This is a genomic window from Microcoleus sp. MON2_D5, from assembly GCF_036701905.1.
Classification (GTDB): Bacteria; Cyanobacteriota; Cyanobacteriia; order Cyanobacteriales; family Microcoleaceae; genus Microcoleus.
Genome location: NZ_JAUBRM010000015.1, coordinates 71,162 through 87,375, shown reverse-complemented (window position 1 = coordinate 87,375; position 16,214 = coordinate 71,162). Strand labels below are relative to the sequence as shown.

Annotated in this window: 8 protein-coding genes and 2 pseudogenes; 8 read left to right on the top strand and 2 right to left on the bottom strand. The window is 46.5% G+C overall.

The features are described 5' to 3' along the window. Positions 1–96: 96 nt before the first annotated feature. Both QUA47_RS07885 and QUA47_RS07880 read left to right on the top strand, forming a co-directional pair. On the top strand, positions 97–5,541 hold the full coding sequence (locus tag QUA47_RS07885; RefSeq protein WP_333430335.1) for an AAA family ATPase: 5,445 nt from the start codon (positions 97–99) through the stop codon (positions 5,539–5,541). Positions 5,542–6,082: 541 nt separating this feature from the next. After that, a complete protein-coding gene (locus QUA47_RS07880; protein WP_333430334.1) occupies positions 6,083–7,684 on the top strand; it encodes a calcium-binding protein in 1,602 nt (533 codons plus the stop codon). Positions 7,685–7,751: 67 nt separating this feature from the next. Here QUA47_RS07880 and QUA47_RS07875 read toward each other — a convergent pair whose 3' ends face one another. Beyond that, a complete protein-coding gene (locus QUA47_RS07875) occupies positions 7,752–8,117 on the bottom strand; it encodes a hypothetical protein (RefSeq protein ID WP_190663272.1) in 366 nt (121 codons plus the stop codon). Positions 8,118–8,518: 401 nt separating this feature from the next. Here QUA47_RS07875 and QUA47_RS07870 point away from each other — a divergent pair, with 401 nt between their 5' ends. Then, positions 8,519–9,361: a photosystem II manganese-stabilizing polypeptide gene (locus tag QUA47_RS07870; protein ID WP_333402245.1), complete on the top strand. Its 843-nt coding sequence runs from the start codon at positions 8,519–8,521 to the stop codon at positions 9,359–9,361. Between the two features lie 462 nt (positions 9,362–9,823). Continuing rightward, positions 9,824–10,597, top strand: a complete 774-nt coding sequence (locus QUA47_RS07865; RefSeq protein WP_333430333.1) for an RNA polymerase sigma factor SigF — start codon at positions 9,824–9,826, stop codon at positions 10,595–10,597. Between the two features lie 108 nt (positions 10,598–10,705). Here QUA47_RS07865 and QUA47_RS07860 read toward each other — a convergent pair whose 3' ends face one another. Beyond that, on the bottom strand, positions 10,706–11,872 hold the full coding sequence (locus QUA47_RS07860) for a pyridoxal phosphate-dependent aminotransferase (protein WP_333430332.1): 1,167 nt from the start codon (positions 11,870–11,872) through the stop codon (positions 10,706–10,708). Positions 11,873–12,109: 237 nt separating this feature from the next. Here QUA47_RS07860 and QUA47_RS07855 point away from each other — a divergent pair, with 237 nt between their 5' ends. The 4 genes and pseudogenes from QUA47_RS07855 to QUA47_RS07840 form a co-directional block, all read left to right on the top strand. Further along, on the top strand, positions 12,110–12,622 hold the full coding sequence (locus QUA47_RS07855; RefSeq protein WP_190740620.1) for an adenine phosphoribosyltransferase: 513 nt from the start codon (positions 12,110–12,112) through the stop codon (positions 12,620–12,622). A gap of 231 nt (positions 12,623–12,853) precedes the next feature. Then, the gene (locus tag QUA47_RS07850) at positions 12,854–13,894 is read left to right on the top strand and encodes an ABC transporter permease (RefSeq protein ID WP_242716899.1); all 1,041 of its coding nucleotides are present in this window, start codon (positions 12,854–12,856) and stop codon (positions 13,892–13,894) included. Between the two features lie 96 nt (positions 13,895–13,990). After that, positions 13,991–15,016 (top strand): annotated as a pseudogene (locus QUA47_RS07845) (leucine-rich repeat domain-containing protein); the annotation flags it as partial. Between the two features lie 681 nt (positions 15,017–15,697). Further along, a pseudogene (locus QUA47_RS07840) lies at positions 15,698–16,200 on the top strand (DUF6745 domain-containing protein); the annotation flags it as partial. Between the last annotated feature and the right edge of the window lie 14 nt (positions 16,201–16,214).

Genomic DNA, 16,214 nt, shown 5'->3' with positions numbered 1-16,214 from the left:
GTCATATTGATTTAAAATAACAATTACGAGACTGGGAAAGTGTATTGGCTTCTGCTAATGGGGAAATAGCCCGCGGAGGACGGGAAGAATAAAAGTATGGCAAGTATAAATTTTACATTGACAGGTTATCAAATTCTCGATCGCATTTACTCAGGAACTCGCACCCTAGTTTATCGAGCTTTCCGCAGGGGCGACAAACAGCCCGTCGCCATCAAAGTCTTGCGGAGTCAGTATCCCACCTTCAGCGAACTGGTGCAATTTCGCAATCAGTACACGATCGCCAAAAACCTCAACTTACCCGGAATCATCGAAACCTACAGATTGGAAACCTACCAAAACAGCTATGCGCTGGTAATGGAAGACTTTGGGGGAATTTCTCTGAACGAATGGATGGAAAAACAGGAAGCGGGGCCGTCTCTGAGCGAGTTTTTGCAAGTGGGCATCGACCTGAGCAATACATTAGATATACTCTACCGCCACCGGATAATTCACAAAGACATTAAACCAGCCAATATTTTAATTAATCCCCAAACAAAACAAGTCAAACTCATTGACTTTAGTATTGCATCATTGCTGCCAAGGGAAACTCAAACCCTGATGAATCCTAACGTCTTGGAAGGAACACTCGGCTATTTGTCTCCCGAACAAACGGGAAGGATGAATCGGGGGATTGACTACCGGACAGACTTTTATTCTTTGGGCGTGACTTTTTACGGATTGCTGGCGGGACAATTGCCGTTTCAATCCAACGATGCGATGGAATTGGTACACTGTCATATTGCCAAGCAACCGCCCTCACTGCATGAAATCAATCCCGAAATCCCGCCGGTACTCTCGGAGATTGTCAGCAAATTAATGGCAAAGAATGCCGAAGACCGCTATCAGAGTGCCTTGGGACTGAAATTTGATTTAGAATTTTGTTTGAAGCAACTTGAAGAAAACGGTAAGATAGAGAGTTTTACGATCGCGCAGAGGGATGTGGGCGATCGCTTCCTCATACCCGAAAAACTCTACGGCCGCGAAGCCGAAGTTGCCGAATTACTCTCCGCATTCGATCGAGTATCAGGTTTTTCCCAGCAGCCATCAGAACAGGGTGGAGGCTGTGAGTTAATGTTAGTTGCGGGTTTTTCTGGGATAGGGAAAACTGCAATTGTCAATGAAGTTCACAAACCAATTGCCCGCCAGCGCGGCTATTTCATCAAAGGCAAATTCGACCAATTTAACCGCAACATTCCTTTCTCAGCTTTTGTCCAAGCATTTCGAGATTTAATGGGACAACTGTTGACCGCCAGTGACCAGCAGTTGAAAAATTGGCAAACTCAAATATTGCAAGCAGTGGGCGATAACGGACAAGTCATTATTGAAGTAATCCCAGAACTCGAAAGAATTATTGGGCCACAACCGCCCGCACTCGAATTATCAGGAACTGCAGCCCAAAATCGGTTTGATTTGCTCTTTCAAAATTTTATTCGCGTGTTCACCAAACCAGAACATCCCCTGGTGATGTTTTTGGATGACTTGCAGTGGGCTGATTCCGCCTCGCTGCGGTTAATGCAACTGCTGGTTGCCGAGTCAGCAACCGACTATTTATTAGTAATTGGTGCCTACCGAGATAATGAAGTGTTTGCAGCACATCCGTTGATGCTGACACTGGATGCAATGGCAAAAGCTGGGGCGACGGTGAATACTCTGACGCTGGAACCGTTGAGTTCAGAAAGCCTAAATCATTTGGTTGCTGATACGCTCAATTGCGATCGATCTTGGGCAAGACCTTTGGCTGATTTGGCGGCACAAAAAACCCAAGGAAATCCCTTTTTTGCAACGCAGTTTCTCAAAGCACTGCATCAGGATGAGCTGATTGAGTTTGACCGGGTTGCTGGTTATTGGCAGTGCGATATTGTGCGAGTTCGGGAGGCAGCGCTGACGGATGATGTGGTCGAGTTTATGGCGTTGCAGTTGCAAAAATTGCCGCCAGGGACTCAGAATGTGTTGAAGTTGGCTGCTTGTGTTGGGAATCAGTTTGATTTGGGGACTTTGGCAGTTGTCTCCCAGCAATTGGAAACGGAAACGGCGGCGGATTTGTGGAAGGCTTTGCAAGAGGGGTTAATCCTGCCTGAAAGTGAAGTCTACAAGTTTTATATGGGGCGAGAAAGACGGGAGGAGGCCGAAAATTCGGAGGTGGTGAATTACAAGTTTTTGCACGATCGCGTTCAGCAAGCTGCCTATTCTTTAATTCCCCAACAAGAGCGATCGCGCGTTCACTATCAGATCGGACAATTGCTGATCCAGCAAGTTTCACCCGCAGCTATAGAAGAGCAAATTTTTTCAGTCGTCAATCAGTTGAATTATGGTATTGCGCTGATTGAAGACCAAACAGAACGCGACCATCTGGCACAACTCAACCTCACGGCTTGCCGCAAAGCCAGAGCCGCTACTGCTTATCAAGCTGCTCGCGAGTATGCTGCGATCGGGCTAAATTTGCTGGGAGAGAGCGCTTGGCAACGACAGTACGAGATGACCTTGAACTTGCACGAAATAGCCGCAGAAGTGGCTTCACTCTGTGGTGATTTTGACGAGATGGATCGGTGGATTGACACTGTGATTGATCATACCAGAACTCCCCTAGAGCGAGTGAGCGTTTACACCGTCAAAATTCAGGCATTATCGTCCCAGAACAAGTTTTTAGAAGCAATTGCTATCGGTTTGTTGATTCTCAAAGAATTAGGAGTTGAATTGCCCGATCGCCCTACATCAGAAGATATTCAGCAAGCAGTGCAGGAAATTAATAGCTCGATCGGCGATCGACCGATTGAAGAGTTATTCGATCTGCCAGCGATGGTAAACCCCCAAAAGCTGGCTGCGATGCAAGTGGCGGCAAGTATGGTGTCAGCTTGTTATCTGGTTGGTTCGTCTTTGTTTCCACTGGTGACTGCCTTACAGGTAAATTTATCTATCCAATATGGCAACAGTCGTACTTCAGCTTATAGCTATAGTTTTTATGGGGGGATTCTCAACAACTTTCTACAAGATGTGACGGTAGCCGATCAATTTGGCCGATTAGCTTATCGTCTTGCCAGTGGGGCGGATGCCAAAAATATTCGCTCTGCAACTTGTGTTGTGATCGGAGCCATGTTGTACCATCGCAAATCGCATTTGCGGGAGACCCTCCCCATTTTTCAGGCAGGCTATCAAGCCGGATTAGAAACAGGCAATCTAGAGTTTGTCGGGCATAATGGCCATGGATTTTGTCTAAATTCCTACTGGTGCGGTCAACCTTTGGCAGAACTTGAGCCCCAAATTCGGGCATACCGTCAGCAATTACTCGACCTCAACCAACTAACGACGGCAAATTATTGTTCGATTTATTGGGAAACAACGCTGTTTTTATTGGGTAATCCAAACAAGTTTGAGATTTCCTTTGAAGAGGAACGCTATGAGGAGAAGCTGGTTTCTCAGTCGCTTGCCTCTAACGATTTGTACCGACTCTACACCTTCTATCTGTACAGGACGACGTTGAGATTCCTGCTGGAAGACATTGCTGGGGCCTGGGCAGATGTCGATCGAGCAAGACAGTATATAGCGGGAGGCCTAGGACTTACTTCCGAAGCTGTTTTATATTTCTATGACTCACTCATAGCCCTTGCCACTCCTGAGTCCGAGACTCAGTTAGAAACGCAGCGGCAACGAGTTCAGGAAAATCAAAGGAAGTTGCAGCATTGGGCAGAACACGCCCCCATGAATTATTTGCATAAGTGGCAGTTGGTAGAAGCAGAGAAATACCGAGTTGCCAGACAGAGGGCAGAAGCTATTGAAATGTACGATCGCGCCATTTCTGGAGCGAAAGAAAACAAATACATCCAAGAAGAAGCCCTTGCTAACGAATTAGCAGCTAAATTCTACCTGGACTGGGGCAAAGAAAAAGTGGCACAAGCTTATATGCAAGACGCCTACTACTGTTACGCTCACTGGGGTGCGAAAGCCAAAATCGATGACTTAGAAAAACGCTACCCCCAACTTCTTGCTCCCATATTGCAGGCAAGAGAAAATCGTTTTGGCATTAGCGAAACCCGCCTCCACACAATCAATAAATCGTCAGTTTTACATCAAACCTTGCACACAACTCTATCTAGCAGTAGCAGTATTTACGAAGCCCTCGATTTCGCGACTATTCTCAAAGCCTCCCAAACTCTATCAAGTGAAATTCAATTAGAAAAAGTTCTGGCTGCACTGATGTCTGTGGTGATGGAAAATGCCGGGGCAAAAAAAGCAGTTTTGCTGTTGGTTAAGGATGGAAATCTCGCGATCGAAGCTGTAGCTTCCTTCAATCAAGATGTCATCTCAATATCTGTACCGCTGTCAGCCAGCTACGAGGTTCCCGCTGCTGTGCTTAACTATGTTAAGCGGACTTGGAAAACGGTAGTTTTGGATAATGCAGCAGTACAAAACGATTTTATTGCAGATACGTATTTGATGCAGGAAAAGCCCAAAAGTGTGCTGTGTACCCCGATTTTAAATCAGGGTAAATTAATCGGGTTGCTATACCTAGAAAATAACTTGACAATCGGTGCATTTACAGAGGATCGCACTGAAGTCATTCAACTTTTGTGCGCCCAAGCAGCTATCTCTCTAGAAAATGCGCGCTTGTACCAACAATCTCAAGCTTATGCAAAAGAATTAGAGCGATCGCTCCTTGATTTGCAGCAAGCACAGTTACAGATCGTGCAAAGCGAAAAAATGTCCGCCTTGGGCAATCTAGTCACAGGAATAGCCCACGAAATCAATAATCCTGTCGGCTTTATTAGCGGCAATATTGAGGAAGCAACCACCACGATCAAAGATGTGATTGGTCACTTAAAATTATATCAAGAAAAACTGCCAAATCCAGGCGAGGAAATTGAAGAAGATGCTGAGAATATTGATTTAGAGTATGCCTTAGAAGATTTGCCAAAGATGCTGTTGTCGATGAAAGTGGGGTGCGATCGCATTCGCGGCATTAGCACCAGCCTCCGCACCTTCTCCAGGGCCGATAAAGACTACAAAGTTCCCTTTAATATCCATGAGGGCATTGACAGCACCATCTTAATTTTGAAACATCGGCTGAAAGCTAACGAACACCATCCTGCGATCGAAGTGGTCACAGACTACGGCAATCTCCCCCCCATCGAATGTTTTCCCGGTCAACTGAACCAAGTCTTTATGAACCTGCTTGCTAACGCGATCGATGCCCTAGAAGAATCAAACCAAGGACGCAGTTTGGAGGCAATTAAAGCAAATCCACACTGTATCACAGTTCGTACCAGTCAGTGGGGCGATCGGCACATCAAAATTCAGATTGCCGATAACGGTGCGGGCATGACAGAATCAGTGAAACAGCGGATTTTTGACCATCTGTTCACAACGAAGGCAGTAGGAAAAGGCACGGGGTTAGGATTGGCGATCGCCCGCCAGATAGTAGTCGAAACCCACGGCGGAACAATTAATGTGAATTCTACTTTGGGGGGAGGAACTGAATTTGAGATAGTGTTACCTGTTACCGAATAAAAGTATAGCCTTTCTCAGTAACATGAGGTGCACGCTTGATATAGGGCATAGGGCATAGGGCATAGGGCATAGGGCATACCTCACTTTATTGAGAACTGCTATAGAAGACATTTTTCAGCATTTTAGATTTTATATTTTAGATTAAAGAATTGGGAATGACAGATGACCTAATGATTTCGAGCTAACCTACAGTTGCATTATTTTTTAAAAGTGGTATCCGAAGTAAAAATTTGAGGAGGAGCAAGAAGGAAAAAGGTTATTCATTTTTCCTTCTTCCTCATTTCGTTTGTCGAGTTTGACTTTCTTGAGTGCGATCGACTAATTTCTATTTGAAAAAATCCAGAATAACTAAATTAGATTGCCGATCGGGCATTATACCAGCCCCGATCGCAACTGCGGACACGAGCAAAACTTCCAGCGCCCCTTCGCCAGATTGCCAAAATCTCAATTATGCTAACCTAGGCAAGCAGCAATCCCTTGTCACGAAGGCGATTAACATAATTTCAAACAATTTATTTTATTGAGGACCGGTGTATCCCGTATGGCAAACCTGATCGGCACAGACAGCAACGACTTTATTCTAGGAACTCCGCTGGGCGATCGAATTCGCGGTTTAGATGGCGATGACACGCCCCTGGGTGCGGGAGGAGATGACACCCTAGAGGGCGACGGCGGCAACGACCAGCTTCTTGGAGCTGACGGAGCAGATTCGCTGCTTGGCGGTGAAGGAAATGACGAACTCATTGGCAACCAAGGTCGCGATTTTGCTTCCGGCGGGAACGGCGACGACTCGATTCGCGGCGGTTTGGGCAACGACATCCTCGAAGGCAACGACGGGATAGACAGCGTGGTGGGAGACGCTGGGGACGACTTAGTTTTTGGCAACGGAGGCTTTGATGTGATTGCCGGCGGTACTGGCAACGACACCCTCACAGGCGATGACGGCGACGATTCCGTGTTCGGGAATGCTGATGACGACTTTCTCTACGGGGATTTTGGGAACGATTCTTTCAACGGCGGTAGTGGCAGGGATCAAATGTTGGGCGGTGGTGGCAACGATTACTTTAGCGCCAGCGACGGCGACGACACTTTGTACGGCAATGCCGACAACGATTCGCTCTTCGGAGATGCTGGTAATGACCAGATATTCGGTGGGAAGGCTGACGATACAGCTTTTGGCGGCAGCGGTTCCGATACCCTTCGCGGCGATGAAGCCGACGACTCGGTACTGGGAGATGAAGGTAATGACTTCCTGTTTGGTGGCAAAGGTAATGATGGTATCGACGGCGGTTTTGGCGATGACTCCTTGGCCGGAGGTATCGGCGACGATACAATTTTGGGCAGTTTCGGCAACGACAATTTATTTGGGGCAGAGGGTAATGATTCTCTGATCGGAGGTGAGGGTTCGGATACTCTGATTGGCGGCAGCGGCAGCGATGTCTTTGGATTGGGAGCTGGGCCTGGCAGTTTGGCTTTAATTACTGATTACAATGACACAGAGGATTTCTTTGGACTGCCGAGCAATTTATCTTTCGCTCAACTGCAAGTTCGCCAAGGTAACGGTGCAAATGTCAGGGATACAGTAATTACGACGCAAGATGGCAAGCTTTTAGCAATTTTGATCGACACTCCGGCGGCGCTGATCGAGGCGAATGATTTTATCGCTGTGAATGGGACGGCTACTCCCAGGCCAACCACGATTATCACTACAACTACAACTACAGTTACAAGCACAATTACAGATCCAACTCAACCTGCAACTGCAACTACAGAGTCAAGTTCAACTGCAACTACAGAGTCAAGTTCAACTACAGATTCAATTCCAACTCTTCCTCCTACTCCAACTCCGCCTCCTACTCCAACTCCGCCTCCTACTCCAACTCCGCCTCCTACTCCAACTCCGCCTCCTACTCCAACTTCGCCTCCTACTCCAACTTCGCCTCCTACTCCAACTTCGCCTCCGACGCCGACTCCGAGGATTCCGATTCCGCCGACAGTTAGTGTGCCTGATTCGCCTCTGCTATCAATTAGTTCGATCGCCCCGACGGCGACTCCCGGACTATTGCCAATGCCCGGCCAGACGCCGATATTCCCGACGGTGCCGAACCCGATACCCTTAGCTCCTACACCTTACGGGTTATAGGTGCGATCGCGCAGCTCAGTGATGAGTGATGAGTTAATGTAAAACTCACTAAACTCATCACTCAAAACTATTTAACGTCCTGGGGAGTTTCGGCCGAGTCTTCTGGCGGCTCGGCTGGAGAATCTTCTAGAGGAGATAATAATTGTTGGGTGTACCCCAAGAGCGATCGAAGTTTCATGCGGTGGATGTAAGGCCAGCCGCCATTGGCTTCAATATTCCTGAGCAGTTTGTAAAGTGCTTGGCGGTTGTCGGGAAAAGACGCTTGAAACAAACCGTCCCGAATTTCCCGGTGCGAAGCTTCCAGCCTCCGCAGCAGGGCCAAAAGCAGCAGACTGTCTCCCTGACAACTTTCGGCTAAAGTCCGAATCGCCTCTGTCACTGATTGCATTTGAGACTGCAACTTTTCTGACTCTAAATCTTTGCCGTTGTCCATACCGCTGCTTCCTTTGAAATCTACAAGGCCTTTGTCCCCAGCCTTTTGGTCAACCGACTAATCGAGCTAGTCGCGATCGTCATTCGGGGCCATAAGCAAAGTAACTTAAGTAGGTTGACTTAAGCAATATTAATTTGCAGTCCAAGTCAGGAAAAGAGCACCACCCGTCGTACCATGTGTATTGGGCTGCGATCCGAACATGATTGAGAAATCATAAGTTCATGCTTATTTTCACGGCGCACTAGCTTGATTTTTTGAGTCAATGCCGGTGTCTGTGAAGCGAGCGATCTGGATCTAAATGCTGCCCTAAGCGCTGGCCTAGCCTGCCGGCGGGCAATTATATTTTGCTCGAAGTAGGGCTTTTTCTTAATATAATCCGATGTTGGATATTGAGGTTGGCAATGAAATATCGTGCTTTAATTGTTGCACTTTTAGCATTTTGCATGAGTGCGCTGGTTGCTTGTTCTTCTGCTTCTGACACGACGGTGGCGACTACCGAGTTGCTCACCTACGACGAGATTAGAGGTACTGGCTTGGCTAATAACTGCCCTAGCTTGGCAGAAACTTCTCGGGGCTCGATCCCCATCGAAGCGGGTGGCACCTATAAACTGAGTGGTTTGTGTTTGCAGCCCACAACTTATTTTGTCAAGGAAGAACCAGCAAACAAACGCCAAGAAGCGGAATTTGTGCCTGGTAAATTGCTGACGCGGTTCACCTCGAGCATTGACCAAGTTCAAGGTACGCTCAAGGTGGGTAATGACGGGACTCTGACTTTCACAGAAGAGGACGGCTTGGACTTTCAAGCAATTACGATTCAATTACCGGGCGGAGAGCAAGTACCTTTCTTGTTCACTATTAAAGAACTGGTAGCCAGTTCCGAGCCGGGAGTGGTTGCTATCAATACTTCCACCGATTTGAGAGGGGAGTTTAACGTTCCTTCTTACCGCAGCGCAGGCTTTTTAGACCCTAAAGGTCGCGGGGTAGCGACTGGCTATGACAATGCTGTAGCGCTTCCGGCTTCTGACAATTCCAAACGTGTGCGGGCTAATGTTAAGGTAGCTGACACCAGCACCAAAGCTGGCAAAATTTCTCTCCAAGTTGCTAAAGTCAACAGCGCCACTGGCGAAATCGGCGGAATTTTTGAGAGTACGCAGCCTTCTGATACTGATTTGGGAGCTAGACCCGCTCTGGACGTGAAAATTCGGGGTTTGTTTTACGCTCGCATTGAGCCTTCTGTCTCGTAAAATTGGCTTTCTGGATCGATCGAACTTGAGTAGTTTTTTATCCTAAAGGTACTGCTCGCTCTTCATTAGCCAACAGTCTTGAGCAACATAACTTAGGACTGTTGACTAATGACTAAATTTATGATTGAATTGTGGTGATTGGCAAGTTATGAAGTTTGGATTTTTTATTAATTAAAGTATTGTAGTCAAAGCGCTTTCAGCTTATAATATATTTTTAAAAAAACCTGGTTAAATAGGGGATTCGGTTGAAGGCCTTCTACCTGGTAAAAGTCTGCCTTATGCCGAAAACCTTCTGATAATCCCGCTAAATCCGTTCACGTTCCGAAAGTTAAACTGGTGTGTCCGGTATCACACCTATTAAGTGCTAGGATTACACTAGCTAAAAGTGAATTGTTTTAGACTAGATAAGAAGCTAGATCTAAAGCAACCTCCGTCCTCTGCTCTACCAACCCTTATGTCACCATGTCTACCACAGTGCCGAACGAGCTAAAAAGCGAAAATTTGCAATTGTTGCGCGAGTACCAAATTTCTGGATCGAATGAAATCCGCAATCAGTTAGTTAAACTGAATATTGGACTGGTCAGAAAAGAAGTTTACCACTGGATCAACCAGTGCGGTGAAAGCTATGACGATTTGCTGCAAGTCGGATGTATGGGGTTGATCAGGGCGATCGAGCGGTTTGATATCGCGAAGGGACACGCTTTTAGTTCCTTTGCAATTCCCTACATACGGGGCGAAATTCAACACTACTTGCGGGACAAAAGCCCTTCTGTGCGATTTCCCCGCCACTGGCAGTCCCTGGAACGCAAATCAGTAGCAGCGATCAAGGATTTGCAGGTGCAGTTAAACCGCAAACCTACCGATGCTGAAGTAGCAGCAGTCCTTGAGGTTTCTTTAGAAGAATGGCAAGAAATTAAGTTGGCCCATCTCAACCGATCGCCTCTGAGCTTGGACGCGCCGATGCAAGATGAGGATGAGGGGGCTACTTGTCTGGGAGAATTGGTGCCCGATACTAAGTATCGGAGTTTTCAGTTGGCGCAAGAGGATCAAATTCGCGTACAGCAAGCTTTGGCTATGTTGGAACAACGGACTCGCGAGATATTGGAGTTTGTTTTTCTCTACGATTTGACGCAGAAAGAAACGGCTGAACGCTTAGGTATCAGTGCGGTGACTGTTTCTCGGCGAGTTAAGAAGGGGCTGGATTTGCTCAAAGAGATTATGACTAAACAGCTTTAGTTATTAGTCATTAGTCTTTAGTCTGTAGTCAGCAGTCAGCAGTCACCAGTCACCAGTAAGCTGCTACCGATAACAAATAACAAATAACCACTGACTACTAACTAATTTTTAGATGCTGCGGACAAATTTATCGAGCCTTTCTACGGCTTTTTTAATTGTGCCTAAATCGGTGGCGTAAGACAAGCGAATGTGGTCGTCTGCACCAAAAGCAATCCCCGGAATAACTGCTACTTGCTGCTGTTCTAAGAAAGCGTCGCAAAATTCCAAAGAATTCATTCCAGTCTTGCTGATGTTGACAAACATATAGAAAGCACCGTCTGGTTTGATGCAGCTAATTCCAGGGATAGCATCGAGTAATTCAAATATTACCTGACGCCTTTCGGCAAAAGCTTGACGCATTTTTTCGACAGATTCTTGGCTGCTTTCCAAAGCTGCGATCGCGCCGTACTGTGCAAAGGTACACACGTTTGAGGTACTGTGACCTTGAATGGTGCCGGTGGCTTTAATTAATTCGCTCGGCCCCGCCAAATAACCGACTCGCCAGCCTGTCATCGAGTAAGCTTTAGCAAAACCGCTGCTGATGAGAGTGCGATCGAAGATTTCTTTGCCCAGGGAACCGATGCTGACGTGTTGGGCGCCGTCATATATAATTTTTTCGTAAATTTCGTCAGAAACGACTAAAATATCTCGATCGACTATCACCTCAGCCAATGCTTTGATTTCCGCCGGAGTGTACACCATTCCCGTCGGGTTAGAAGGCGAATTCAGTACAAATAACTTGGTTTTGGGAGTAATCGCTCGACTCAGTTGTTCCGGTGTAATTTTATATCCTGTAGAAGCATCAGTCCGTACAATTACTGGCTTGCCGCTGGCGAGTTTCACCATTTCTGGGTAGCTCAGCCAGTAGGGAGCCGGAATAACTACTTCCTCTCCAGGCTCGATCAAAGCCATCATCAGATTGTAGAGCGAATGCTTGCCGCCGTTGGTGACAATGATATTTTCTGGTTGATAGTTGAGATTGTTGTCGGATTGGAGTTTGCGCGCGATCGCAGCTTTTAACTGCGGTTCCCCAGCCACAGCGCCGTACTTAGTCTTGCCCTCGTCTAAAGCTTGTTTTGCCGCTGCTTTAACGTGTTCGGGCGTATCAAAGTCGGGTTCTCCCGTACTCAAACTACAGACATCAATCCCTTCGGCCTTCATGGCTTTAGCCTTAGCGGCGATCGCCAAGGTTATAGAAGGAGGAACCTCACCCACTCGTGCTGCCAACTTAATCATTGGATTTTAGATATTAGATTTTTGACTTTAGATCTTAGGGTGACAAATGTTGATATTCAACCCTGTTGTTAGGGAATTATGACATTTGTTTACATAGTACGTAAAGGATTAAGCAATTAAAGAATAAAAATTAAAGAAGCTCTTAGTTTTAATTTTTATTTTTAAATTTTTAAATTTTGACGTTATTATTGTAGCATTTTTGATGCCTCGTTACCCTCAACGCCGATCTGCAAGCTTATGGATCTCAAATCTCTGATTCGCGACATTCCTGATTTCCCCAAGCCGGGAATTATGTTTCGAGACATTACAACTTTGCTGCGCGACCCGCAAGGGCTCAGCTACACCATTGACAGCTTAGCGGAAAAATGCTCTGCAATGTCTGTTGACTATGTGGTGGGCATGGAATCGCGGGGCTTTATCTTTGGCGCGCCTTTGGCTTATAAAATGGGAATAGGCTTTATTCCTGTCCGCAAACCAGGGAAACTGCCCGGTGCGGTTCATTTTGCTGAGTACGAATTGGAATACGGTGTCGATCGACTGGAGATGCACCGAGATGCGATGACATCCGGCAGCCGGGTGCTGATTGTGGACGACTTAATCGCCACTGGCGGAACAGCGGCGGCGACGGCTAAATTGTTGGAACAAGCTGGCTGCGAGCTTGTCGGTTTTGCTTTTATCATTGAATTGCAGGCTTTGGGCGGCAGGCAGAAATTGCCGGATGTGCCAATTGTTACGCTAGTTGAATATTAGTTAGTTAACTGTTGACTGTTGACAGTTGACTGTTGACAGTTGACTGTTGACTGCTGAGTAAAAACTACTGACAAATAATATCCTTGACCTTTGCATCGGAATTATTCATCTCTCTCTTCTCTTCCTCTGTGATCTCTGCGTCAAGACCGGTTAAATCATTCCGATGCAACCGGAATTAATATCATTCACAATTCTAAAATCTAAAATCTAAAATCTAAAATCTAAAATTGTATGACTTCTCTTAAGTTAAATCGAAATTGGCGGATGTTGAATTCTCTGTTTGGTGGCGAGACATTTACTTATGTTGTCAAGCGACTGTTGCAGGCACTTTTAACGCTATTTTTGGCATCGATGCTTTGTTTTGCAATTATTGAGCTAGCACCGGGAAATTACTTGGATACTTTGAGCCAAAATCCCAAGATTTCGCCGGAGACACTCAAGCAACTCGAACAGCAGTTCGGCTTAGATAAACCAGCGATTGTGCAGTATTGGCTGTGGCTGCAACAAATTGTGACGCGGGGGAATTTTGGCACGAGTTTTGTGTATCAGCGATCCGTAGCTTCGCTGCTGTGGGAACGGGTACCGGCGACGTTATTGATGGCGATCGCATCTTTGATTGTAACTTGGGCGATCGCGATTCCCTTGGGAATTGTCGCCGCCGTCAATCAAAACCGCACAGTCGATCGAGTTCTGCAAGTAGTCAGCTACACCGGACAGGGATTTCCGAGCTTTATCACAGCTTTGCTGCTGCTATTTTTTGCTCAGAATACTTCGCCTCTGTTTCCCGTCGGAGGAATGACAAGCATTGACCACGCAGACTTACCTTGGTGGGGTCAAATCCTCGATTACGGCTGGCACTTAATTTTGCCAACAGTCGCCCTCAGCCTTACTGGTTTTGCGGGTTTGCAAAGATTGATGCGCGGACAATTTTTGGACGTGCTGCGTCAAGATTATATCCGAACAGCGCGGGCGAAAGGTTTGCCGGACGATCGAGTAATTTACATTCATGCTTTGCGGAATGCTGTTAATCCGTTGATTACGCTATTGGGTTTTGAGTTTGCTAGTTTGTTGAGCGGTGCGTTTATTGCCGAATATTTCTTTAATTGGCCGGGTTTGGGAAAGCTGACTCTGGATGCGGTGAACAATCAAGATTTGTATTTAGTAATGGCAAGTTTGATGATGGGTGCGACGATGTTGATTGTTGGGAATTTGTTGGCAGATTTGCTGCTCAAAGCTGTCGATCCTCGGATTAAGCTGGAAGATTTGAAATAGAAGAGTTAATTCAGTAACAGAAGGTACGCAAGGGCGATTTGTAATAGTCAACAGTCAACAGTCAACAGTCAACAGTCAACAGTATTCCGATTATCCATGCCCCATGCCCCATTACCCATCTCGGAGTGTTTTATGTCAGAAAAACAACCAAAGGAGCCAATTAGTTTTAGCAGCTTTGCCGACTGGTGCAGGCATATTGACAGTCTTTCAGAATCGGCAAGGCACACAGTTAAAGTGTTGTTAAAAAAGGCTGGCACTGATGACCCACAAGCAGCGGAGCAGATACTTTCAAGCATGACCGAACTGGATCTGGGCGACAATCAAATTACCGACATCAGTTCCCTCGGCTCGCTCACCAATCTGACAACACTGAATCTGTGCCGCAATAGAATTAGCGACATCAGCTTCCTCGGCTCGCTCACCAATCTGACAACACTGAATCTCTCGATCAATCAAATTAGGGACATCAGCTCCCTCGGCTCGCTCACCAATCTGACAACACTGAATCTCGACTGGAATAACATTACCGACATCAGCTTCCTCGGCTGGCTCACCAATCTGACAACACTCGATCTTTACAGCAATAGAATTACCGACATCAGCTTCCTCGGCTCGCTCACCAATCTGACAACACTGAATCTCGGCCACAATAAAATTAGCGACATCAGCGTCCTCGGCTCGCTCACCAATCTGACAACACTGGATCTCGAAAGCAATAAAATTAGCGACATCAGCGTCCTCGGCTCGCTCACCAATCTGACAACACTGCATCTGTGCCGCAGCGCCTATAAAATTAGCGACATCAGCGTCCTCGGCTCGCTCACCAATCTGACAACACTGGATCTCGACTTGAATAAAATTACCGACATCAGCTTCCTCGGCTCGCTCACCAATCTGACAACACTGAATCTCGCCCACAATAAAATTAGCGACATCAGCGTCCTCGGCTTGCTCACCAATCTGACAACACTCTATCTCACCGAGAATAAAATTAGCGACATCAGCGTCCTCGGCTCGCTTACCAATCTGACCACACTATCTTTGTGCAGGAATAAAATTAGCGACATCAGCGCCTTGCGATCGCTCACCAATCTGACAGACCTCTCTCTCGACAACAATCAAATTACCGCTCTGTGCGTGTTAGGCGAACTCGCACAGAAACGTCTTACTCTCTCGACTAAGCCCATTGATGCTCAAAAAGCCACAGAAGCAGTCAAAGTTGCCTATGCAGCTATTGACATAGAAGAACCCGAAGTTATTATTTGCAGCAGTCCCCGGGACGCTTTTCTCCAAATCTTCAACTTGCCCAAAGGTGACCATTCACAAAACTGCTCAGACGAATGGCAAAGGAATAGATTGGGGAAAAAGCTAGACTGGAAATGGATGTCGGCATCGATTCTCCAAATCTTCAACTTGCCGAAACGCTTGCCGAAACGCGACCATTCACCAAACTGGTCAGAGGAATGGCACAGGAATAGACTGGGGAAAAAGCTAGACTTGAAAAGGATGCGCCCTGTGGGAGAATTTGCAAGTCCGGGCGTGTGGAAGTATGAGCTCCATCGCATGACGATCGAGTCCGAAGCAGACAGCACACTGAGTTCGCTAATGAGGGAATTGGTTAACAGCTATGTGCGATCGGAACAAACGAAGGGGAATGTTTTTCCCGCTCATTTATTATCCCTGGAATACCCTGACACCCCCACGACTTTGTTTAAAGAAATCTATTTGACTCAATGGTATATCTCTTCCTTAGGCGTCAATCTCTCCCAAAAGGCACAAGAAATACTTCGCTGCCAAAACCTGCTTTTCGAGCATTGCGGTTTTATATTTCCATTTGAAAAGATTTGCCTGGTGTGCGATCGCCCCCGCCACCTGCGCTTTGACAGTCAAAACCGCCTGCACGCTGAAGCAGAACCTGCGATCGAGTTTGCAGATGGATGGAATTTTTACTATTATCACGGCGTCAGATTGCCTGAAAAATACGGCAAATTCCACCCAAATCAATGGCAATCGCAATGGCTTTTAACAGAAGAGAATGCCGAAGTGAGGCTAGTGTTATTTGAAGGAATTGGTTACGATCGCATTTGTCAAGAGTGGAAGCAAAACAAATAGATAGTTGGCAGGAATATGCACTATTACAAATAGATAATGCCGATGTCGAGCCGATTTGTTTGTTAAAAATGACTTGTCCGAGTACGGGATTCATTCACGCTTTGAGAGTCCCGCCTAACCTGACATCAGCGAGAGAGGCAATTGGCTGGGTAAATTGGGATATCGATCCCGAGGAATTTTCCGTGCAGACTTGATATATAACAACTCT

Coding starts and splice junctions, on each gene's coding strand:
- QUA47_RS07885 (WP_333430335.1), top strand. CDS start 97: ATGGCAAGTATAAATTTTACATTGACAGGTTATCAAATTCTCGATCGC.
- QUA47_RS07855 (WP_190740620.1), top strand. CDS start 12,110: ATGGATCTCAAATCTCTGATTCGCGACATTCCTGATTTCCCCAAGCCG.
- QUA47_RS07875 (WP_190663272.1), bottom strand. CDS start 8,117: ATGGACAACGGCAAAGATTTAGAGTCAGAAAAGTTGCAGTCTCAAATG.
- QUA47_RS07880 (WP_333430334.1), top strand. CDS start 6,083: ATGGCAAACCTGATCGGCACAGACAGCAACGACTTTATTCTAGGAACT.
- QUA47_RS07850 (WP_242716899.1), top strand. CDS start 12,854: ATGACTTCTCTTAAGTTAAATCGAAATTGGCGGATGTTGAATTCTCTG.
- QUA47_RS07865 (WP_333430333.1), top strand. CDS start 9,824: ATGTCTACCACAGTGCCGAACGAGCTAAAAAGCGAAAATTTGCAATTG.
- QUA47_RS07860 (WP_333430332.1), bottom strand. CDS start 11,872: ATGATTAAGTTGGCAGCACGAGTGGGTGAGGTTCCTCCTTCTATAACC.
- QUA47_RS07870 (WP_333402245.1), top strand. CDS start 8,519: ATGAAATATCGTGCTTTAATTGTTGCACTTTTAGCATTTTGCATGAGT.